The sequence below is a fragment of the Campylobacter sp. CFSAN093249 genome (assembly GCF_011067895.1).
Taxonomy (GTDB): domain Bacteria; phylum Campylobacterota; class Campylobacteria; order Campylobacterales; family Campylobacteraceae; genus Campylobacter_D; species Campylobacter_D jejuni.
Map to the genome: position 1 here is coordinate 455,307 of NZ_JAAMWM010000005.1, position 19,967 is coordinate 475,273.

A 19,967-nucleotide genomic window follows, 5' to 3' on the forward strand; every position below is an offset into this window, starting at 1 on the left:
ATGGTTATAGACTCTTTTATTATTTCTATTTTTCAAGTACTACAAATTGTCATTAACATTTATACTTGGATTATTATCATCACAGCACTTCTAAGCTGGGTAAACCCTGATCCTTATAATCCTATAGTGCAAATTTTATATAAACTAAGCTACCCTGCTTACGCCTTAGTTAGAAAAATTCCAACACGCATTGGTAATATTGATCTTGCGCCTTTGATTATAGTCTTAGCATTGCAGTTTCTTGGCATTTTTCTTGGGAATATCTTAAGGAGTATATTGTGATAAAAAAAATACTCGTTTTTTTATTTATTTTTTCAAGTTTAAATGCTACACAATATAGTATAGAAAAACTCAAAAAGGAAGAAAATTCACTTGCTAAGGATTATTATATTTATAGGCTTTTAGAAAAAAATAAAATCAGTAAAAAAGATGCACAGGATTTAAATTCTCATATTTTTCGCTATATAGGAAAAATTAAATCCGAACTTGAAAAAATCATCCCTTTAAAGCCTTATATCAACCCAAAATATGCTAAATGCTATACCTATACAGCAAATACTATCTTAGATGCAAATTTAACTTGTCAAAGTGTGCGCTTAAATTCATTGGTTTTTATAGCGAGTCTAAATTCCAAAGACCGAACTACTTTAGCTCAAACCTTTAAAAATCAAAGACCTGATTTGACAAATTTATTGCTAGCTTTTAATACTTCTGATCCTATGAGCTATATAGTACAAAAAGAAGATATTAATGGTTTTTTTAAACTTTATAATTATTCTAAAAAATACGACTTAGATTTAAATACAAGTTTAGTCAATAAACTACCAAACCACATTGGTTTTAAAGATTTTGCACAAAATATTATTATTAAAAAAGAAAATCCAAAATTTAGATATTCTATGCTAGAAATAAATCCTGAAAATGTAAGTGAAGATTCTGCTTTCTATTTAGGAGTCAATGCCTTAACTTATGATAAAACAGAGCTTGCTTATGACTTTTTTAAAAAGGCGGCACAAAGTTTTAAATCGCAAAGTAATAAAGACAATGCTATATTTTGGATGTGGTTGATTAAAAACAATGAAGAAGATTTAAAAACTTTATCGCAAAGTTCTTCTTTAAATATTTATAGTCTTTACGCAAAAGAACTTACTAACACACCTTTTCCAAAGATAGAAAGCCTTAATCCAAGCAAGAAAAAAAATAATTTTAATATGCAAGATCCTTTTGCTTGGCAAAAAATAAACAAACAAATTCGCGATGCTAACGCAAGTCAACTAGATGTCTTGGCAAAAGAATTTGACACACAAGAAACCTTGCCTATTTATGCTTACATATTAGAACGCAAAAATAATTTTAAAAAACATTATTTTATAATGCCTTATTATGACAATATAAAAGACTATAACAAAACAAGACAAGCTTTAATTTTGGCTATTGCCAGACAAGAAAGTCGTTTTATTCCAACTGCTATTTCAGTTTCTTATGCTTTAGGCATGATGCAATTTATGCCATTTTTAGCCAATCACATAGGGGAAAAAGAATTAAAAATTCCAAATTTCGATCAAGATTTTATGTTTAAACCTGAAATAGCATATTACTTTGGAAACTATCATCTAAATTACCTTGAATCACGTTTAAAATCTCCACTTTTTGTCGCTTATGCTTATAATGGCGGTATAGGATTTACTAACCGTATGCTTGCAAGAAATGATATGTTTAAGACAGGCAAATTTGAACCTTTCTTGTCTATGGAGCTAGTTCCTTATCAAGAAAGCCGAATTTACGGAAAAAAAGTTCTAGCTAATTATATTGTGTATCGACATCTTCTGAACGATAGTATAAAGATTTCGGATATTTTTGAAAATTTAATTCAAAACAAGGCAAATGATCTAAACAAATCTTAGCTACAAGCTTAGTCTCTTCCTTGACACTAGGAAGAGATACTTTAAAATAATCAGTATAGTTGTTTTGTATTATATATTTTAAATACTCATCATCTAATTTTTCAATATTGGCTTTTTTATTATTGATAAAAACTTCTAAATTTTGAATTTTTAATGTATTTGGGGTAAAAGACAAGGCCAATATATCATCTTTACTTGTCTTATCTAGAATTGGGTTTAAATAAGACATGGTTATAATGGCATTAATCTTATCTTGTGTGATTTTATATTTTTGAGTAAACATTAAAGTTTGAGATTTTAAATTTGTATCCACAATCGCCTGATCTTTTAAAGAACAAGCTCCAAGCAAAAAAGCACCTAAAATTACACTATAAATTTTCATTCTTTTTCCATATTTTTTAGTATTATTGTAGCCTTTTAACCCTATTTTTTGGTTTAAAAAGATATAATTTTACAAAAAAATTAAGAGTATATTTTATGAAACAACTTATCATGGCTTTTAGCGGACCTTCAAATTCAGGTAAAACTACACTTATTACCAAAATAGCTAATAATTTTTTGCAACAAAATTTAAAAGTTTTAATCATTAAACATGATCCTGCCGATAAAGCTCAATTTGATTTTAACGGTAAAGATAGTTTTAAATTTTTTCAAAGTGGGGCTGAAGTCATGGTTTTAAGCCCTACGAGAACAACTTTTTTTTCTCATAAAAATAGAGATATTTTAAAAGCTTTAAAATTAGCACCCAATTTTGACATTTGTTTGGTTGAAGGATTAAAAACTCTTGATTTACCACGCATTAGCGTATTTTGTAAAGAAATTGATGAAAGTTATTTTACTTTTTCAAACGCTATTGCAAGCTATGAAAAAATTTCTCACCCTTATCTTACTTGGCTTGATTTAAACGATATACAAGCTATTTGCCAATACATACTTAAAAATGCTAAAAATTTACAAGGAGAATTATAAAATGCAAGAAGTGATTTCTTATATACAAAAAGCGGTTTTAGAAATTTCTAACGCTTTAAAATTTCCCGATACAAGCTACAGTCAAAATCAAAATTTTACAGGCGATACCCAACTCAAATTTGATGTTTTAAGCGATGAAATCATCACAAAAACTCTAAGTCAATGTTCAAGCATTAAAGCCATCATAAGTGAAGAAAAAGACGAAATTTTAACGCTTAACGAGAGGGCAAATTTTATCGTAGCTTATGATCCTTTAGATGGTTCTAGCTTAATGGATGTTAATTTTGCCATAGGTTCTATTTTTGCTATCTATGAAGAAAAAGCAAATGCTAAAAATTTAAGAGCTGCACTTTATAGTATGTATGGAGCACGCTTAGAACTTGTGATTTGCAAAGATCAGCCAAAACTTTATCGCTTAAATGCAAATAATGAATTTATTTTTATAAAAGATCTTAAAATGAATGAAAAAGGCAAGATTAATGCTACAGGCGGAACGCAAAAATTTTGGGAAGAAAAACACGCTAAATTTATCAAAAATCTTTTTGATGAAGGCTATCGCTTAAGATATTCTGGAGCCATGGTAAGCGATATCAATCAAATTTTATTAAAAGGGGGTGGGATTTTTAGTTATCCTGCAACACAAGATGCACCTAATGGTAAACTTCGCGCCTTTTTTGAAGTTTTTCCTCTAGCCTTTATCATAGAAAAAGCAGGCGGAAAAACTACAAATGGAAAAAACCGCTCCTTACTTGAACTTGAATTTGATAAAATCCATGCGACAACTCCTTGTTTTTTTGGATCAGAATATGAAATTTCAAAACTTTTAAAGGCTTACAATGAATGAAATTAGAGATGAATTTGAGCAAGATATGGATAAAAAAAAAGAAATTTTACTTTCATGTCAAAACTCAAAAAACCTAAACTCTTGTTATAATTGCAATGAAATTTTTAACTGCCAAACTAGAAAAAATTATGTTGATGCAGTCTATAACAGTATGTCTAAGGGTAAAACCGAAGGCGGATTTGACTTTTAAAGGAAAAAAATGCGTTATATTACAACACCAATTTATTATGTAAATGATGTGCCTCATTTAGGTCATGCTTATACTACCATCATAGCCGATACTTTAGCAAGATTTTATCGTTTGCAAGGACATGAAACAAGATTTCTAACAGGAACAGATGAGCATGGACAAAAAATCGAAGAAGCTGCCAAACTAAGAAATTCCACTCCTCAAGAATACGCTGATAAAATCAGTTTTGAATTTAAAAAATTATGGGATGAATTTGAAATCACCTATGATATTTACGCAAGAACAACTGATACAAGGCATATTGAATTTGTTAAAGCTATGTTTTTAAAAATGTGGCAAAAAGGTGATATTTATAAAGATGAATACGAAGGACACTATTGTATTTCTTGTGAAAGCTTTTTTACTCAAAGTCAGCTTATCAATGATTGTTCTTGTCCAGATTGTGGCAAACAAACTAGAATTTTAAAAGAAGAAAGCTATTTTTTCAAACTTTCAAAATATCAAGATAAAATTTTACAATGGTATGAAGAAAAAGATCCCATCTTGCCAAAAAACAAAAAAAACGAACTTATAAATTTTGTCCAAAACGGCCTTAAAGATCTTTCCATTACAAGAACAAGTTTTGATTGGGGGATTAAACTGCCTCAAGAAATTAATGATGATAAACATATTGTTTATGTATGGCTTGATGCACTTTTTATCTATGTAAGCTCACTTGATTTTCAAAGCAAGGGAGAAAATGCTAAATTTTGGCCTGCGCATGTGCATTTAGTAGGAAAAGATATCTTGCGTTTTCATGCCATTTATTGGCCAGCTTTTTTAATGAGCGTAGATTTACCTTTGCCAAAATTTATAGGTGCACATGGCTGGTGGACTAAAGAAGGTGAAAAAATGAGCAAATCTAAAGGCAATGTTGTAAAACCTAAAGAAGTGGTTGATGCTTATGGAAGCGAAGCTTTTAGATATTTCTTGCTTAGAGAAGTACCTTTTGGTAATGATGGGGATTTTAGCGAAAATATGCTGATAAATCGTATCAATGCAGAGCTTAGCAATGAATTTGGAAATTTACTTAATCGCATTATAGGTATGAGTACAAAATATTCTCAAGGAAATATTTCAAAAGAAGGTGTTTTAAAATTTTACAATGCCGAACTAAATCAAGCAAAAGAACACTTAAATTTAGCGGTAGAATTTTTAGAAAACTTACAGTGTAATCGTTATTTAGAAGAACTTTTTAAAGCCTTAAGTGTGGCAAATTTAGCCATTAGTAAATACGAACCTTGGAATTTAATCAAAGAAAACAAACACGAACAAGCTAATGCTTTAGTAGCACTTTGTGCAAATATTTTAGCCAAAACAAGCCTTTTATTAAGCCCTACTCTACCAAAGTCCTCTCAAAAGGTGGCCTTAGCTTTAAATTTTGAAATTTCATCTACAAATTATGCAAAAATGATACTTGATAATAAACTTTTAGATTTTAAAGCAAATCCTTGCGAAGCTTTATTTCCAAAAGTAGAAAAAGCTCTTTTAAAACAAGAAATTAAAGAAGAACCTAAAAAAGAAGAAAGTCCTAAAATAAAAATCGATGATTTTGCAAAAATTGAAATCAAAGTTGCCAAGGTGCTTGATTGTCAAAATATAGAAGGGAGTGAAAAACTTTTGAAATTTCAACTCGAACTTGACGATAAAGAAATCCGTCAAGTACTCTCAGGCATAGCAAAATACTATAAAGCCAGTGATTTAATCGGTAAACAAGTTTGCATTATAAGCAATCTTAAAAAAGCTAAAATTTTTGGACATGAAAGCGATGGTATGATACTTTCTGCAAAAAGCGGAGATAAACTTGTTTTAATCACCCCTGAACAACTTGTACAAAACGGTTCTTTAGTGGGTTAAAATATGCAAATTAGCAATTTAGGCGAACTTTTAAACGCGACACTCATTCATGAAGGTAGCGTTTTAAGCGTGGAAGGTTTTGCCATAAATTTAAATGAACTTAAAGCAGGCTTTGCCTTCTTTAATAACGATAAAAAAGAAATTACCCAAGCTGTAAAAAAAGGCGCTTATGCTATAATTACAGAAAATGACATTACTATTGAAGATAAAGACATTTTTTACTTTAGAGTAGAAAATCTAGAACAAGCTCTTGTAAGATTTTTACGCTTTTTTTGCGAAGATAAAGAATGTGAATTTTTGCTTTTTAAATCTTACGAACTAAGTCTTTGCAAGGCTTTTTATTTTAACATTTTAAAAGGAAATATTTTTGCTGATTTTGAAAAACTAATCAAAGCAAAAAAGGGTGAAATTTTTTGCTACTGTGAAGAAAATTACTTAAATAAACTTTGTGCCTATTCTCATAGTCTAAAAGATGCTAATTTTACCTTATTATCGCGATCTAGCTTCTTTTTTACAACTTTGATTTGTGAAAATTTATATTTTAAAAATCTTAATTTGCCTTTTTTTTACGCAAATAGTTTTGCAAAAATTATTTCTTTTTTAAAAGAAAAAAATCAAAAAATAATATTTGACTTTAATAAGATTGATGATTTTAAAATTTATTTTATTGATGATAAATTTGAAATCACTCCTTTTGGTTCAAGCTCTCAAGCGTTTATTGTAAGCAACAACCAAAATACCTTTGAATTCTGGAAAGAAAAATTTAAAAACATAAAAGACTTTAAAATTGCTTCTAAAAATTCTTTATTTTGCGATTTTTCCTATAATCAGCTTTCAGATTTAAGAAAATTAAAAAATTTTAAATATTGTTTAATTCTTGAAAATTATGATATTTTTGAACAAGAATTTGAAAACAAAGAAAATCAAACCCCAAGCTTATTTTAAATTCACTCCTTCATTTTCAAGCAAAAATCTTTTTATTTCAAGCCCTCCATTATATCCTCCTATACCATTGCTTGCAATAACTCTATGACAAGGTATAAAAATAGGAATTTGATTTTTAGAATTTGCATTTCCAACAGCTCTAAAAGCTTTTGGATAATTAATTTTTTCTGCTATATCTTTATAAGTAGCTATTTTGCCATAAGGAATTTCCATTAAAGCCTTATAAACCTTTGATTCAAAATCCGTACCTTGTATCAAAACAGGAATGCTAAATTTTCTAAGCTTATGAGTAAAATATAAATCAAGTTCATATTTTGCTAAGTCAAGCAAACTACAATTTTTTTCTGATCTTTTATTATCACAAAAATCGACTCTAGTTAAAAATTTTCCATCACTATGTAAAGATAGGTAACATAAAGGCATTTTATAATAAACTTTAAACATTTTTTATCCTTCAAAGAGCTACAATTATAATAAAAAATATTTAAGGAGTAGAAAATGTCTTTTATACAAGAATACAATAAACTTGTTGAAGAAAGAGCCGCTTTGGGTATACCACCCCTTCCTTTAAATGCAAATCAAACTAGAGAACTTTGTAAATTACTTGAAAATGAAAATAATGAAGAGCTTGCAAATCTTTTAGAAAATAGAGTAAATCCTGGTGTTGATGATGCAGCTTTAGTAAAATGTGAATTTTTAGATTCCATACTTAAAGGCAAAATCAGTGCTCCAAATATAGACAAAAAAAGAGCCTTAAGAATGCTTGGAACTATGCTAGGCGGATATAATGTTAAAGTTTTAATCGATGCCTTAAAAGATGAAAACATAGCCAAAGATGCTGCAGAAGTGTTGAAAAATATTATTTTTGTACATGATAATTTCCATACCATAGCTGAACTTAGCAAAAACAATCCACACGCTAAGGAAGTTTTACAAAGCTGGGCAAATGCGGACTGGTTTAATAAAAAAGAAAAACTACCACAAGTGATTAAATGTATAGTTTTTAAAGTAGCAGGGGAAACAAATACCGATGATCTAAGCCCTGCAGGAGATGCTTTTACAAGAAGCGATATTCCTTTACATGCAAATGCCATGCTAAAGGTAAGACAAACAGGATCCTTAGAAAAAATCAAAGAGCTTAAAAAAAGCGGTCGCGAAGTGGTTTATGTAGGTGATGTTGTAGGAACAGGTTCAAGTAGAAAATCGGCAATAAATTCCATACAATGGCACTTAGGAAAAGAAATAGAAGGTGTGCCAAACAAGCACAGCGGTGGTATAGTAATGGGTTCAACCATAGCACCGATTTTCTTTAACACTGCTCAAGATAGCGGGGCTTTACCTATCATCTGTGATGTAACAAACTTAGAAATGGGCGATGAGTTTGAAATTCATCCTTATGATGGAAAAATCATAAAAAATGGCTCTGCAATCGCAGAATTTACACTCAGTCCAAACACTCTCTTAGATGAAGTTAGAGCAGGAGGAAGAATCCCACTTATCATAGGTCGTGGGCTTTGTACTAAGGCTAGAGAATTTTTAGGAATGGAAAGCGAAAATATCTTTACCAAACCTGAACAACCTAAATCTTCAAGCGGTGGTTATACCTTGGCTCAAAAAATGCTAGGTCGTGCCTGTGGAGTTGAAGGTGTGCGTCCAGGTATGTATATAGAACCTATAACTTTAACCGTAGGCTCTCAAGATACCACAGGTCCTATGACTAGAGATGAAATTAAAGAACTTGCAAGCCTAGGTTTTAATGCAGACTTTGTTATGCAAAGCTTTTGCCATACAGCTGCGTATCCAAAAGTAAGCGATTCAAATTTACATAAAACCTTGCCCAATTTCATGACAAGTCGTGGTGGGGTAAGTTTAAAACCAGGTGATGGAGTTATCCACTCTTGGCTTAATCGTTTTGTATTGCCAGATACCGTAGGAACGGGTGGGGATTCTCACACACGCTTTCCTATAGGAATTTCTTTCCCTGCAGGAAGCGGACTTGTAGCTTTTGCTGCAGTTACTGGTTCTATGCCTTTAAATGTCCCTGAAAGTGTTTTAGTACGTTTTAGTGGAGAATTACAAGCCGGAGTTACCCTAAGAGATTTGGTTAATGCTATACCTTATTATGCAATCAAACAAGGACAACTTACCGTTGAAAAGAAAAATAAGAAAAATATTTTTGCAGGAAAAATTTTAGAAATAGAAGGCTTGCCAAACTTAAAAGTCGAACAAGCTTTTGAACTTAGTGATGCAAGTGCTGAAAGATCTGCAGCTGCTTGTAGTGTAGATTTAAGCATAGAAAGTGTAAGCGAATATATCAAATCCAATATTTCTTTAATTGAAGCTATGATAGAAGCAGGATATGAGAATAAAGCTACCCTTGCTAGAAGGGCTGAAAAAATGAGAGAATGGCTTAAAAACCCTACTCTTTTAAGAGCAGATAAAGATGCAAAATACGCTTATATTATAGATATTAATCTTAATGACATTAAAGAGCCAATCCTAGCTTGTCCAAATGACCCTGATGATGTGGCAACCTTAAGCGAAATTTTAGCCGATAATAAGCGTCCAAAAAATATAGATGAAGTTTTTGTAGGTTCTTGTATGACAAACATAGGACATTATAGAGCTTTGGGAGAAATTTTAAAAGATAAAGGCATACTTAAAACCAGACTTTGGGTAGTGCCTCCAACAAAAATGGATAAAGCACAACTTATTAATGAAGGTTATTACAGCATCTTTGGCGCAGCAGGTGCTAGAATAGAAGTTCCTGGTTGTTCTTTGTGTATGGGTAATCAAGCTAGAGTAAATGATGGAGCTGTAGTTTTCTCAACTTCTACAAGAAATTTTGACAACCGTATGGGAATGGGTGCTAAAGTATATTTAGGCAGTGCAGAACTTGCGGCAGTTTGTGCGATTTTGGGTAAAATTCCAAGCAAGGAAGAATACTTACAAATTGTTAGCGAAAAACTAAGTGATGAGCATAAGGCAAATATCTATAGATATTTAAATTTTAATGAGATTGAAAATTTCAAACTTGAAAATTAATTCAAATTTAATACTTATTTGGATTAAATAACAAAATTAAAATTTTCAAAGGAAAAATATTGAAGTTATTATTCGCTTCCTTTTGTTGTTTTGCAAGTTTAATGGCTAGTGATGCCATTAACTGCGACAACATTAAAAATAATAAAACATTGCTAAATGAAAGTTCAAATTTAGATTATTTAAATATAGCTTCAAGCTGTAAAGAATCTTTAAAAAATCAAGATTTTACAAAAAAACTCTATGCAATTTCCAATGAAATTCGCGGAAGCAATAGCTCTTGTAATGGTGTGGCTTATTTGCCAAAATTACAACAATTTGATTTTTTATTATTAAAAATAGCTATCGATCCCATCGCTTATCAAAAAACTTTAGATACACCCGAAAATTTAGAAAAAAAATATGATATTTTAAAATCTTATTTTAGATATTGGGCATATCAAAGTATAGGAAATTTTAGACTTTACAAAGCTTTTTGGAAAGAATACAATAACGCTATAGAACCTTTAGAAAAGTATTTTGAAAGTAATTTTAATTTTGATAAAGGTAGTAATATTTACTATACTAGCAATGCCTTAAACGAATTTTTAAATTGGGCTGTTGGTGAAACAAAAATTTACAAAGACATTAGTCCTTTAGCAAAAATCATGTCAAATAAAAATTATTCGGTATCTTATATACAAGATTTTATTTTTTCAAATAATCCAAGCCAAGATGATCTTACTATAGCCTTGCAAGCAGCGCTTCTAAATCAAAGAGAAAAAGAAATTTTAGAACTTTTGATTCGTTTTGGTGCTAGGATTGACGAAGGTTATGAAAGTGCTATTTTTTACGCATTGGAAAATTATGAAAATACAAACTTTTTAATCCAAAATGGAGCAAATGTTAATCAAGCCAATGCCTTTGGTAAAACCCCGCTTTTTTATGCCATAGAGTTTAATCGTCTTGATATCATAAAACTACTTCTTGATAATGGAGCAAATGTTAATCAAAAATATATTAATAACAATGAAAAATTAGCATTAAGTGCGAACATAGGTTCAAATACGCCTTATTTTATTACATTTTGCGCTCTAGAGCACACTTCAAAAAATGTTTTAATGCATGCTGCAGCCTATGGAAATGTTGAAATTTTAAAACTTCTTATTTCAAAAGGAGCAAATTTTAACGCTGTTGATGATCTTGGTTTTAATGCACTTGACTTTGCGCTAGCAGCAGGTAAAAAAGAAAATGCTGATTATCTAAAAAGCTTGGGTTTAAAAGCAAACGAAAATCTATTTTACGAAGGTAGTTTAGAATGAAAACCGCATTTATTACAGGAGCTAGTTCAGGTTTTGGTAGAGCTTGCGTTGAAGCTTTTATACAAGAAGGCTACAAAGTAATCGCCCTTGCTAGACGCAAAGAGCGTCTAGAAGAGCTAAAAAATGCTTACAAAGATAAGATTTACACCCTTTGCATAGATGTAAGAAATCAAAAAGAAATCTTTGAAGCTATTGAAAATTTACCTAAAGAATTTCAAGAAATTGATGTGCTTTTTAATAATGCAGGCTTGGCTTTAGGAGTAGATGAATTTGATAAATTAAACCTTGAAGATATTAACACTATGGTAGATACAAACATCAAAGGATTTTTATATGTTGCAAAAGCTGTTATTCCTATACTTCGCAAACAAAAAAATGCTTATATTTTTAACTTAGGTTCGGTTGCGGGACGCAATCCTTATTTTGGAGGCAATGTGTATTGTGGAACCAAAGCCTTTGTAGGACAATTTTCATTGGCCTTAAGAAATGATCTTAGAGGAAGCAATATCAAAGTAACAAACATTGCTCCAGGACTTTGCAAAACTGAATTTAGTGAAGTGCGTTTTAAAGGAGATATCCAAAAAGCTGATGCAGTGTATGAAAATACGCAATTTATCAGTGCTAATGATATTGCCAAAGTGGTAATGTCTATCATTAACCTACCAAGCCATATTAATGTTAATGAAATCGAGCTTATGCCGGTAACACAAACTTGGAATGGATTTTATATAGAAAGAGATGAATGAATAAATTTTTAGTTTCATTGTTTTTACCTTTAGTTGCATTTGCAAACTCCTCAGAAGCAGCTGCAAATGCTAATTTATTTGGAGCTTTTACGCTTATACCACCTTTAGTTGCTATTGCTTTAGCCTTTATCACAAAAGATGTTATTTTATCGCTCTTTACTGGAGTTTTAAGTGGAACTTTTCTACTTAGCCTTTCTGCAAATATTTTTAAAGCACAACATTTAACTTTTGTAAATTATTACAATACTACAGTAGAATCTTTTTCAAAAATTATTTCCTATATCTTAGGTTCAACTTCAGATCCAGTAAATGCAGGAATCATTTTACAAATTCTTTGTATAGGTGGTCTTGTGGCACTTATCACAAAAATGGGAGGTGCAAAAGCTGTAGCATTAAAATTTGCCAAAAGAGCCAAATCAGCTGTATCAGCTCAAGTTAACACTTGGTTTTTAGGGCTTTTAATATTTTTTGATGACTATGCTAATTTACTAATCGTAGGTCCAATTATGCGTCCTTTGGCAGATAAATTTAAAATTTCTCGTGAAAAATTTGCCTTTATTATCGACTCTACCGCAGCTCCTGTGGCAGGAATAGCTGTAATTTCTACTTGGATAGGCTTAGAAGTTTCTTTAATTAAAACCGCTTATGAACACATAGGCATTAGCAATATTAGTGCTTTTGGAATTTTTGTTGAAACCATACCTTATCGTTTTTATAATATCTTCATGCTTTTTTTTGTAGTCATGACTGCAATCATGGGGCGTGAGTTTGGTTCTATGTACAAGGCTGAAGTGCGTGCAAGAACCACAGGACAAATTGCTCCTCTACCTAAATCAGGCACACTAGATACTACTGAATTAGAAGATCAGTTTTTAGCACCAAAAGAAGGTATTAAAATTCGTGCTTTTGATGCTATTGTTCCTATTTTTACTTTAATCATTTTAGCTATATTAGGATTTTATTTTAATGGACTTAGCACTTTAGAAGGCGAAGAACTTGCAAAAGCAAGTGCCAATCCTTTGTCTTTTGAAACTTTTAGGGCTGCTTTTGGAAATGCTGATTCTTCTGTGGTGTTATTCCAAGCTGCTTTGTTTGCTGCTATTGTAGCGATTTTTATCGGGGTGCGTCGTAAAATTTTCAATCTTAAAGAAGCGGTAGAAACTTGGATATATGGCTGGAAAACCATGATTTTTACCATAGTATTGCTTTTATTTGCTTGGTCGCTTTCAAGTATAGTAAAAGATCTAGGAACTTCTTTATTTATCACTAGTTTGCTTGCAGATAAATTGCCTGAGTTTATTTTGCCTGCTACTATTTTTGCTTTTGCTTCAGCCATTTCTTTTGCCATAGGAACAAGCTATGGAACTATGGGGATTTTAATGCCTTTGGCTGTGCCTTTAGCTCATGAAATCGCCAAAATCAATGGTATGGATGCAAATGCTATGCATCATTATATGGTTATTAATATAAGCTGCGTTTTAACAGGTGCGATTTTTGGAAACCATTGCTCACCAATTTCAGATAATGTAATCCTTTCATCTATGAGTGCAAAATGCGATCATATGGAGCATGTAAGAACACAAATTCCTTATGCTTTATTTATCTGTGGCATTTCTTTAATCGCTGGATATATTCCTGTATCTTTAGGACTTAGCGTTTGGTTTGTCTTGCCTTTAAATTTCATACTTATTGCACTTTTACTAAGACTCATCGGAAAGAAAGTTCCATGAGTCTTGAAAATTTTGGAAATTTTCTTACTTTAGATGAAAAGCATTCTTTCATAAAAAAATATTTTAAAGAATTTTATACAAAAGATTTTAAACTTTTTGCTTCAAAAGATAAGCATTATCGTACAAGAGCTGAACTTTCATTTTATCATGACGATACGCTTTTTTATGCGATGTTTGATCCAAAAAACAAAAAAAAGTACATTATAGAATATTTAGATTTTGCTGATGAAAAAATTTGTACTTTTATGCCAAAACTTCTAGAATACTTGCGTCAAGATAATAAATTAAAAGAAAAACTTTTTGGCGTGGAGTTTTTAACCACAAAGCAAGAACTTAGCGTAACTTTACTCTATCATAAAAATATAGAAGATATAAAGTCAAATTTAGAAAATTTAAGCAATATTCTTCATATCAACCTTATAGCAAGAAGTAAAGGCAAAAAGCTTATTTTTAAAACAGAAAATCTAAGACAAACTTTAAATATTCAAGGTAGAAAAATATTTTATGAATTTAACAACGATTGTTTTATTCAACCTAACACTACTATAAATGAAAAAATGATTACTTGGGTGTGTGAAATTTTAAACACTCAAAAAAGAATGGATTTACTTGAGCTTTACTGTGGATATGGAAATTTTACTTTAGCTTTAGCACCATTCTTTTTTAAAGTTTTAGCCACTGAAATTTCAAAAAGCAATATTAATTTTGCTTTAAAAAATTGCGAGCTTAACAATACAACAAATATCCACTTTGCAAGACTTTCAAGCGAAGAATTAAGTCTTGCTATCAAAAAAGAAAGAGAATTTTTTCGTTTAAAAGATATTCGATTAGATGATTTTAATTTCTCTCATGTTTTAGTTGATCCACCCCGTGCAGGACTTGATAAAAGCGTAATTGACTTAATAAAAAAATATGAAAATATTATTTATATTTCTTGCAATCCTATCACTTTAAAAGAAAATTTAAAAGAATTAAGCCTAACACATAGAGTGGAAGAGTTTGCTCTGTTTGATCAATTTGTCAATACTCCACATCTTGAATGTGGAGTATTTCTTAGCAAGGTATAAAAAAATAATTCATTAATTTAGCCAGTATTACTATCGCGATACAAAGCACAAATACAAAAGGGTGGATAAAAACACCGAGTGGATTTTTCTTCTTTAATATAAAATGACAAAATAAAGAAAAAACAACTAAAGATAAAATTCCAAAAGCCAAAATAATTTTTACAGCAAAAAGTAAATTTAAAGGTTTAAAATGAAAACCTGCCAAAGCACCTCCGCTTAAAAAAAGCAAAAGAACCACAAAAGGCATTATTTTAACCCCAGTAGCACTAAAAAGACTTTTGTCAAAATTAGGATTTTTCTTTTTAACTACACCCAAAACAAATACATCAACAAACAAATAACCTATAAACAAAATAGCACAAAGAAGATGGATTGTTAAAGTATATGGATAAAATTCTTCCATTTTTCCCTCCTTATTAAACTTCGGAATTTGCTATATTATAACACTTTTTTCATTTTTTAAATTCACTTTAGTTAATTTTTTAATCATTTAAGATAAAATACCAAAACAAAGGTTAACAATGAATGAAAAAGAAACTATCTCTTATATTATAAATACAAGTAAAAATATTGCCATATTTGCTTTAAGTCCAGATAAGACAAAAGCTTCTTATAGGGTAGCAGAATTTTTACAAAGAAAAAATTATAAAATTTTTCCTATTTATCCTAAAGAAGAGTTTATTTTAAATGAAAAAGTTTATAGAAATTTAGATCAAATAGAAGAAAAAATCGATACACTTATACTTTTTAGAAAAGGCGAAGTGGCACTAGAAATTCTTCCTAAGCTTGTTGAAAAAAATATTAAAAACCTATGGCTTCAACTTGGTATTAGTAATGAAACAGCCAAAGAAGAATGTAAAAAATTAGATATAAATTTTATACAAAATCGTTGCATTATGCTAGAATATCCGTATTTTAAAACAAAGGAAAAATAGTGTTAGAACTTAATAAAATTTACAAAGCAAAACAACAAATTTCAGAGTTTGTAAACAAAACTCCTTTCATATACTCTTCTTTTTTAAGTGATATTTGTCAAAGTGAGATTTATCTTAAAAATGAAAATTTACAAATTACAGGTGCTTATAAAATTCGTGGAGCTTATAATAAAATAGCCAATCTTAGCGCTGAACAAAAACAATACGGAGTCATTGCGGCAAGTGCAGGAAACCATGCTCAAGGCGTGGCCATTAGTGCAAAAAAATTTGGCATTAAAGCAGTTATTGTAATGCCAGAATCCACTCCGCTCTTAAAAGTTTCTGCTACAAAAGCCTTAGGAGCAGAGGTGATACTCAAAGGGGACAATTTTGATGAAGCTTATGTCTTTGCAACCTCTTATGCTAAAGAAAATAATCTTAGTTTTATCCATCCTTTTGAAGATGAATTTGTAATGGCAGGACAAGGAACTTTGATGCTTGAAATGCTTGATGAAATAAGCGATCTTGATATGATTATCGCACCTGTTGGAGGTGGAGGACTTATAAGTGGTATCGCAAGTGCAGCTAAACAAATCAATCCAAACATTAAAATCATCGGAGTTGGAGCCAAAGGAGCTCCTGCAATGTATGAAAGTTTTCATGCCAAAAAAATCAAAAATGCAAAAAGCGTACGCACTATAGCCGATGGTATTGCTGTGCGTGATGCAAATCCTATTAATTTTAATATTATTTTAGAATGCGTAGATGATTTTATCCAAGTTGATGATGAAGAAATCGCTAATGCGGTATTGTTTTTACTTGAAAAACATAAAATCATAGTTGAAGGTGCAGGAGCTGCGAGTGTAGCCACCCTACTTCATCAAAAAATAAATACACAAAATCATAAAAAAATTGGCGTAGTTTTAAGCGGAGGCAATATCGATGCACAAATGCTAAATATCATCATAGAAAAAGGTTTATTTAAATCCTACAGAAAAATGCAAATTCATGTTACTTTAATAGATAAACCTGGGGCATTATTACACCTTACAGACAGCTTAAAAATAGCCAATGCAAATATAGTAAAAATCGACTATGATAGATTTTCCACCAAGCTTGATTATGGCGATGCGATGATTTCAATTACCCTAGAAACCAAAGGTAAAGAACATCAAGAAGAAATAAGAAAAATTTTAACCCAAAAGGCCTTTAATTTCTATGAAAGTTTTTAATAACATATACGGCTTAAATAAAGCCCATTTGGCGGTGCTAAAAAGTGATTGTATTGCTTTTTGGCCTCAATCTGTTCTTTGAGTTCTTTTTCACTCATTTTTCCTTCTAAAACCTTTAAAACACTTGCTACACTTAATCTAATTTGCCCTCTTAAAAAACCATTAGCTTTAAAATGAAAAATGCTAAAATCTTTATAAGCATAAGCTCTAGCAATAAAAATTTCTCTTAAAGTCGTTTTATTATCTCCTCCACTTTTGCAAAAAAACTTTAAATCCTTTTTTCCCACAAAAAAACCCAAAAGCTCGTTAGCCTTATCTAAGTCAAATTTAGGATAAAAATGCACATAAGAAGCCATAAAAGGACTATAAGAAGAGTGAGAAAATATATAGCGGTATTCTCTACTTTTTACATCAAATCTTACTTCAAAATCATCTTTTACTTTTTCAATTTTTTTGATATGGATAAAAGGATGGGAAAATTTATTAAGCTGTTTTTGAAGATATTCTAAATTTGTAAAATAATCTCCACACTCCACACTAGCTACAGCATAGCTTGCATGTACTCCTTTATCTGTACGAGAAGCCATCAAAAGAGGTGAAAAAATACCCAAATGCGATAAGGCCCCACTTAAAGCATCTTGAACACCTTTTTTATGAGGCTGAGTAGCAGAACCTAAAAAAGCAGTGCCATCATAAGAAAATATAATTTTTATTTTCATCAATAACGACTCAAAATCATTTTCTTAAAACAATAAGCCGAAACAAATAAACTTAAAGAAAAAATTCCAAGGCAAGCCAAAATTGGAGGTTGAGAAAAAGAACTTAAAAGTCCAAAATATATAGCAATCACTCCAAACATACCTAAATACACATAGCCTTTTTCATAACGATAAGTAACCAAACCAAAACAAAGCGCAAAAAGCGTACTAGCAAGTGGAAACAAGGCTATAGTTGTATAAATCACAAATTCTCTTGCTCTTTGTGGATTTTCGTTTAAATCATTCCAGTATTCATAAAATTTCTTTGTTTGAAGATTGTCTGTATTAAACTGAGTATTTACTACTAAAGTGTCAAATTCTCCACTAAAAATACTTTGACCTTGCTCAAAATTATACATTTTGCCTTGATTCAAGCTAAAAGCAAAGCTATCATCTTTTCTTTGCACATGCGCTTCTTTGGCTATGATAAGTTGTTCTTTATCATCTGCTTTATGTTTAGGGCGATACATAATTATGTTTTCATACTTATCACTATCTTGTTTTTCTATAAAAATCATCCAGTCTAAAAATTTTTGTCCAAATTCTCCTGTTTTGTAGTTAAATTTCACTTGAGTGCTTTTATAGTTTACAAAGTTATCCTGAAGTTCAAATACTATAGGTATCATTACCAAAGCCACAACAAGCATAAAAGCACTAATCAAGCTTGCAATTTTAAGGAAAAATTTTGCCAAAATCATTGGTGAAAATCCCAAAGTAAAAAGTACTATGCTTTCATTTTCCTTAGAAAGCCTAAACAAAGCCAAAGTTAAAGAAATAAAAAAAGATATAGGCAAGGTAAAAATTAAAATTCTAGGCAACATAAACCCATAAAGCTTTAAAAGATCCAAAAAACTAATCTCTATGCTTGAAGTAAGTTTTGCAAGTTGAATAAAAAACACCATAGATACAATAGCAAAAAGTACGAAAAATATAGACAAATTCGTACTTAAAAATTGATTTAAAACATATCTTAAACTAAGCTTCATTAGAATAATCCTAAGTTTTTATAAAATAAAACTGCCACAAAAGCGATATTTAAAAAGGGTATCATAGCAAGTTCTTGCTCTTTTATTGCTTTAATTCTAAAAAAAATAAAAAAAGGCAAAGTCAAAATAGAAGCTATAAATAATACTAAAAATCCATACTCAAAACCTAAAATTCCACCTATACAAGACATAATAATAATATCAGCATCACCCAAATTTTCTAAAATTTCATCTTTTTTTTGGAAATTCATTAGAAAAAAAACCAAACTTTTTAATAAAAAAACAAATCCTCCAAAACTAAAAGCATTTAGTAAAAAACCTCCACTAAACTCTTTAAAAATCAAAAAATGTAAAATTTCACTCTCCCTAAAGGCGTAAAAAAAAGCAAATAAAAAAGCACTCCAAAGTAAAATTTGTGGTACGGCTTTGAGTTTAATATCAATTAAAGAAAGTAAGAAAAGATTAAATAAAAATAGAGATAAAAATAAAAAATCATAAAAATTTTGACTTAAAGAATAAACCAAAATAAGCAAAATTGCGCCTAAAATTTCATTGATTAACAAAGAAATAGACAAATGACATTTACAAGTTTGACATTTTGCCTTTAAAAAAATATAAGAAAAAATAGGAATAATTTCATAGTATTTTAATTTTGTATCACAAGAAAAACAAAAAGAGCGCGAGATAAAAAAGGGCTTTTTTTCAATTATCCTACTTGCCAAACTTGCGCAAAAAGAACCCAAACAAGCCCCTAGAATTATTATGAAAAATATCATTTTCCAAAAGTTCTTTCTCTATTTCTAAATTCTTTAATAATCCTTTTAAATTCTCTCTTGGTAAGAGATGGAAATAAAGTTTCACTAAAATAAATTTCAGCATATGAACACTGCCAAAGTAAGAAATTTGAAAGTCTTTTAGCATTTCCAACGCGAAGCATCAAATCCACATCTAAAGGTAAATCTAAATTTTGCGTTAAATTTTCTTCATTTAGCTCAAGTTTTTTTTCAATCACACGCTTAGCAGCTCTTATAATCTCATCTCTTGCACCATAACTTATAGCCAAATTAACACAAAGTGCGTCACAATGCTTTGTTTTTTCTTCAACTAAGGTAATTTTTTCTCTTACTTTATCTTCCAAGCGCGATAAATCACCTATAGCTCTTAAACGCACATTATTTTTTTCAAATTTTTCTAAAGCTTCATCTAAACAACGATCTAAAAGTTCAAAGATAAAATCAATTTCATCTTTAGGACGCTTCCAATTTTCCGTACTAAAAGCAAAAAGGCTTAAATTTGAAATATTTTCTTCCATGCAAACTTCCATCAATTTTTGCATAGTTTTGACTCCTTGGGAATATCCAAGCTTTGCCAAAAAACCCTTAGCTCTAGCCCAGCGCCTATTGCCATCCATAACAACAGCAAGATGTTTTAATTCATTCATTT

The 19,967-nt window shown here is 30.4% G+C and carries 21 protein-coding genes; 14 read left to right on the top strand and 7 right to left on the bottom strand.

The annotated features are described in order from the left end of the window. Both FBF10_RS06185 and FBF10_RS06190 read left to right on the top strand, forming a co-directional pair. The gene (locus FBF10_RS06185; RefSeq protein ID WP_002852501.1) at nt 1–282 is read left to right on the top strand and encodes a YggT family protein; all 282 of its coding nucleotides are present in this window, start codon (nt 1–3) and stop codon (nt 280–282) included. Then, nucleotides 279–1,904: a lytic transglycosylase domain-containing protein gene (locus FBF10_RS06190; RefSeq protein WP_002888646.1), complete on the top strand. Its 1,626-nt coding sequence runs from the start codon at nt 279–281 to the stop codon at nt 1,902–1,904. Before FBF10_RS06185 ends, FBF10_RS06190 begins: the two co-directional genes overlap by 4 nt. Here the strand turns inward: FBF10_RS06190 and FBF10_RS06195 are convergent. After that, entirely contained in the window at nt 1,801–2,286 is a 486-nt protein-coding gene (locus FBF10_RS06195; RefSeq protein ID WP_002882325.1) for a hypothetical protein, read from the bottom strand. The genes FBF10_RS06190 and FBF10_RS06195 overlap by 104 nt on opposite strands. Nucleotides 2,287–2,381: 95 nt before the next feature. Between FBF10_RS06195 and mobB the strand changes: the two genes are divergently transcribed. From mobB to FBF10_RS06220, 5 genes are read left to right on the top strand one after another with little or no spacing between them, the layout of a single operon-like run. After that, a complete protein-coding gene (mobB, locus tag FBF10_RS06200; RefSeq protein WP_002867480.1) occupies nt 2,382–2,873 on the top strand; it encodes a molybdopterin-guanine dinucleotide biosynthesis protein B in 492 nt (163 codons plus the stop codon). A 1-nt stretch (nt 2,874) separates the two neighbouring features. Then, nucleotides 2,875–3,717 carry a class 1 fructose-bisphosphatase gene (locus FBF10_RS06205; RefSeq protein ID WP_002867481.1) on the top strand — a complete coding sequence of 281 codons (843 nt, stop codon included), beginning with the start codon at nt 2,875–2,877 and terminating at the stop codon, nt 3,715–3,717. Continuing rightward, nucleotides 3,710–3,907 (top strand): hypothetical protein, encoded by a 198-nt coding sequence (locus FBF10_RS06210; protein WP_002867482.1) that lies wholly within the window; start codon nt 3,710–3,712, stop codon nt 3,905–3,907. The genes FBF10_RS06205 and FBF10_RS06210 overlap by 8 nt, the downstream gene beginning before the upstream one ends. Before the next feature lie 9 nt (nt 3,908–3,916). After that, nucleotides 3,917–5,803, top strand: coding sequence for a methionine--tRNA ligase (metG, locus tag FBF10_RS06215; RefSeq protein ID WP_002888640.1), 1,887 nt, complete (start codon nt 3,917–3,919; stop codon nt 5,801–5,803). A 3-nt stretch (nt 5,804–5,806) separates the two neighbouring features. Beyond that, the gene (locus FBF10_RS06220) at nt 5,807–6,748 is read left to right on the top strand and encodes a hypothetical protein (RefSeq protein ID WP_002867484.1); all 942 of its coding nucleotides are present in this window, start codon (nt 5,807–5,809) and stop codon (nt 6,746–6,748) included. On the opposite strand, the gene FBF10_RS06225 is transcribed toward FBF10_RS06220, so the two are convergent. Further along, complete coding sequence (locus FBF10_RS06225) at nt 6,740–7,192, bottom strand: methylated-DNA--[protein]-cysteine S-methyltransferase (protein ID WP_002888637.1); 453 nt, start codon at nt 7,190–7,192, stop codon at nt 6,740–6,742. The genes FBF10_RS06220 and FBF10_RS06225 overlap by 9 nt on opposite strands. Nucleotides 7,193–7,246: 54 nt before the next feature. Here FBF10_RS06225 and FBF10_RS06230 point away from each other — a divergent pair, with 54 nt between their 5' ends. From FBF10_RS06230 to trmA, 5 genes are read left to right on the top strand one after another with little or no spacing between them, the layout of a single operon-like run. Further along, a complete protein-coding gene (locus FBF10_RS06230) occupies nt 7,247–9,793 on the top strand; it encodes a bifunctional aconitate hydratase 2/2-methylisocitrate dehydratase (protein WP_002888633.1) in 2,547 nt (848 codons plus the stop codon). A gap of 59 nt (nt 9,794–9,852) precedes the next feature. After that, the gene (locus FBF10_RS06235) at nt 9,853–11,091 is read left to right on the top strand and encodes an ankyrin repeat domain-containing protein (RefSeq protein ID WP_002888630.1); all 1,239 of its coding nucleotides are present in this window, start codon (nt 9,853–9,855) and stop codon (nt 11,089–11,091) included. Continuing rightward, the gene (locus FBF10_RS06240; protein ID WP_002860500.1) at nt 11,088–11,837 is read left to right on the top strand and encodes an SDR family NAD(P)-dependent oxidoreductase; all 750 of its coding nucleotides are present in this window, start codon (nt 11,088–11,090) and stop codon (nt 11,835–11,837) included. Before FBF10_RS06235 ends, FBF10_RS06240 begins: the two co-directional genes overlap by 4 nt. Then, nucleotides 11,834–13,567: a Na+/H+ antiporter NhaC family protein gene (locus tag FBF10_RS06245; protein ID WP_002888626.1), complete on the top strand. Its 1,734-nt coding sequence runs from the start codon at nt 11,834–11,836 to the stop codon at nt 13,565–13,567. The genes FBF10_RS06240 and FBF10_RS06245 overlap by 4 nt, the downstream gene beginning before the upstream one ends. Beyond that, nucleotides 13,564–14,634: a tRNA (uridine(54)-C5)-methyltransferase TrmA gene (gene trmA / locus FBF10_RS06250; RefSeq protein WP_002870017.1), complete on the top strand. Its 1,071-nt coding sequence runs from the start codon at nt 13,564–13,566 to the stop codon at nt 14,632–14,634. Before FBF10_RS06245 ends, trmA begins: the two co-directional genes overlap by 4 nt. On the opposite strand, the gene FBF10_RS06255 is transcribed toward trmA, so the two are convergent. Continuing rightward, nucleotides 14,621–15,037 (bottom strand): membrane protein, encoded by a 417-nt coding sequence (locus FBF10_RS06255; protein WP_002852650.1) that lies wholly within the window; start codon nt 15,035–15,037, stop codon nt 14,621–14,623. The genes trmA and FBF10_RS06255 overlap by 14 nt on opposite strands. A 118-nt stretch (nt 15,038–15,155) precedes the next feature. On the opposite strand from FBF10_RS06255, the gene FBF10_RS06260 reads away from it, so the two are divergent. Both FBF10_RS06260 and ilvA read left to right on the top strand, forming a co-directional pair. Beyond that, nucleotides 15,156–15,569 carry a CoA-binding protein gene (locus FBF10_RS06260; RefSeq protein ID WP_002859511.1) on the top strand — a complete coding sequence of 138 codons (414 nt, stop codon included), beginning with the start codon at nt 15,156–15,158 and terminating at the stop codon, nt 15,567–15,569. Next, nucleotides 15,569–16,780, top strand: coding sequence for a threonine ammonia-lyase (gene ilvA / locus FBF10_RS06265; RefSeq protein ID WP_002888616.1), 1,212 nt, complete (start codon nt 15,569–15,571; stop codon nt 16,778–16,780). The genes FBF10_RS06260 and ilvA overlap by 1 nt, the downstream gene beginning before the upstream one ends. On the opposite strand, the gene truA is transcribed toward ilvA, so the two are convergent. Genes truA through uppS form a run of 4 tightly spaced genes read right to left on the bottom strand, consistent with a single transcriptional unit; the run spans nt 16,777 to nt 19,965 of the window. Further along, nucleotides 16,777–17,502: a tRNA pseudouridine(38-40) synthase TruA gene (truA, locus tag FBF10_RS06270; RefSeq protein WP_074471096.1), complete on the bottom strand. Its 726-nt coding sequence runs from the start codon at nt 17,500–17,502 to the stop codon at nt 16,777–16,779. The genes ilvA and truA overlap by 4 nt on opposite strands. Then, nucleotides 17,499–18,524 (bottom strand): LptF/LptG family permease, encoded by a 1,026-nt coding sequence (locus FBF10_RS06275; RefSeq protein WP_002856798.1) that lies wholly within the window; start codon nt 18,522–18,524, stop codon nt 17,499–17,501. Before FBF10_RS06275 ends, truA begins: the two co-directional genes overlap by 4 nt. Next, on the bottom strand, nt 18,524–19,300 hold the full coding sequence (locus tag FBF10_RS06280) for an A24 family peptidase (protein WP_165433905.1): 777 nt from the start codon (nt 19,298–19,300) through the stop codon (nt 18,524–18,526). Before FBF10_RS06280 ends, FBF10_RS06275 begins: the two co-directional genes overlap by 1 nt. Next, entirely contained in the window at nt 19,297–19,965 is a 669-nt protein-coding gene (uppS, locus tag FBF10_RS06285) for a polyprenyl diphosphate synthase (RefSeq protein ID WP_002852565.1), read from the bottom strand. Before uppS ends, FBF10_RS06280 begins: the two co-directional genes overlap by 4 nt. Between the last annotated feature and the right edge of the window lie 2 nt (nt 19,966–19,967).

Excerpts from the sequence above, each read along its gene's own strand:
- FBF10_RS06245 (WP_002888626.1), top strand. The coding sequence starts at position 11,834 with ATGAATAAATTTTTAGTTTCATTGTTTTTACCTTTAGTTGCATTTGCA.
- FBF10_RS06225 (WP_002888637.1), bottom strand. The coding sequence starts at position 7,192 with ATGTTTAAAGTTTATTATAAAATGCCTTTATGTTACCTATCTTTACAT.
- FBF10_RS06280 (WP_165433905.1), bottom strand. The coding sequence starts at position 19,300 with ATGATATTTTTCATAATAATTCTAGGGGCTTGTTTGGGTTCTTTTTGC.
- FBF10_RS06240 (WP_002860500.1), top strand. The coding sequence starts at position 11,088 with ATGAAAACCGCATTTATTACAGGAGCTAGTTCAGGTTTTGGTAGAGCT.
- FBF10_RS06255 (WP_002852650.1), bottom strand. The coding sequence starts at position 15,037 with ATGGAAGAATTTTATCCATATACTTTAACAATCCATCTTCTTTGTGCT.
- FBF10_RS06275 (WP_002856798.1), bottom strand. The coding sequence starts at position 18,524 with ATGAAGCTTAGTTTAAGATATGTTTTAAATCAATTTTTAAGTACGAAT.
- mobB (WP_002867480.1), top strand. The coding sequence starts at position 2,382 with ATGAAACAACTTATCATGGCTTTTAGCGGACCTTCAAATTCAGGTAAA.
- trmA (WP_002870017.1), top strand. The coding sequence starts at position 13,564 with ATGAGTCTTGAAAATTTTGGAAATTTTCTTACTTTAGATGAAAAGCAT.
- FBF10_RS06210 (WP_002867482.1), top strand. The coding sequence starts at position 3,710 with ATGAATGAAATTAGAGATGAATTTGAGCAAGATATGGATAAAAAAAAA.
- metG (WP_002888640.1), top strand. The coding sequence starts at position 3,917 with ATGCGTTATATTACAACACCAATTTATTATGTAAATGATGTGCCTCAT.
- FBF10_RS06205 (WP_002867481.1), top strand. The coding sequence starts at position 2,875 with ATGCAAGAAGTGATTTCTTATATACAAAAAGCGGTTTTAGAAATTTCT.
- FBF10_RS06195 (WP_002882325.1), bottom strand. The coding sequence starts at position 2,286 with ATGAAAATTTATAGTGTAATTTTAGGTGCTTTTTTGCTTGGAGCTTGT.
- FBF10_RS06185 (WP_002852501.1), top strand. The coding sequence starts at position 1 with ATGGTTATAGACTCTTTTATTATTTCTATTTTTCAAGTACTACAAATT.
- FBF10_RS06230 (WP_002888633.1), top strand. The coding sequence starts at position 7,247 with ATGTCTTTTATACAAGAATACAATAAACTTGTTGAAGAAAGAGCCGCT.
- uppS (WP_002852565.1), bottom strand. The coding sequence starts at position 19,965 with ATGAATGAATTAAAACATCTTGCTGTTGTTATGGATGGCAATAGGCGC.
- FBF10_RS06220 (WP_002867484.1), top strand. The coding sequence starts at position 5,807 with ATGCAAATTAGCAATTTAGGCGAACTTTTAAACGCGACACTCATTCAT.
- FBF10_RS06260 (WP_002859511.1), top strand. The coding sequence starts at position 15,156 with ATGAATGAAAAAGAAACTATCTCTTATATTATAAATACAAGTAAAAAT.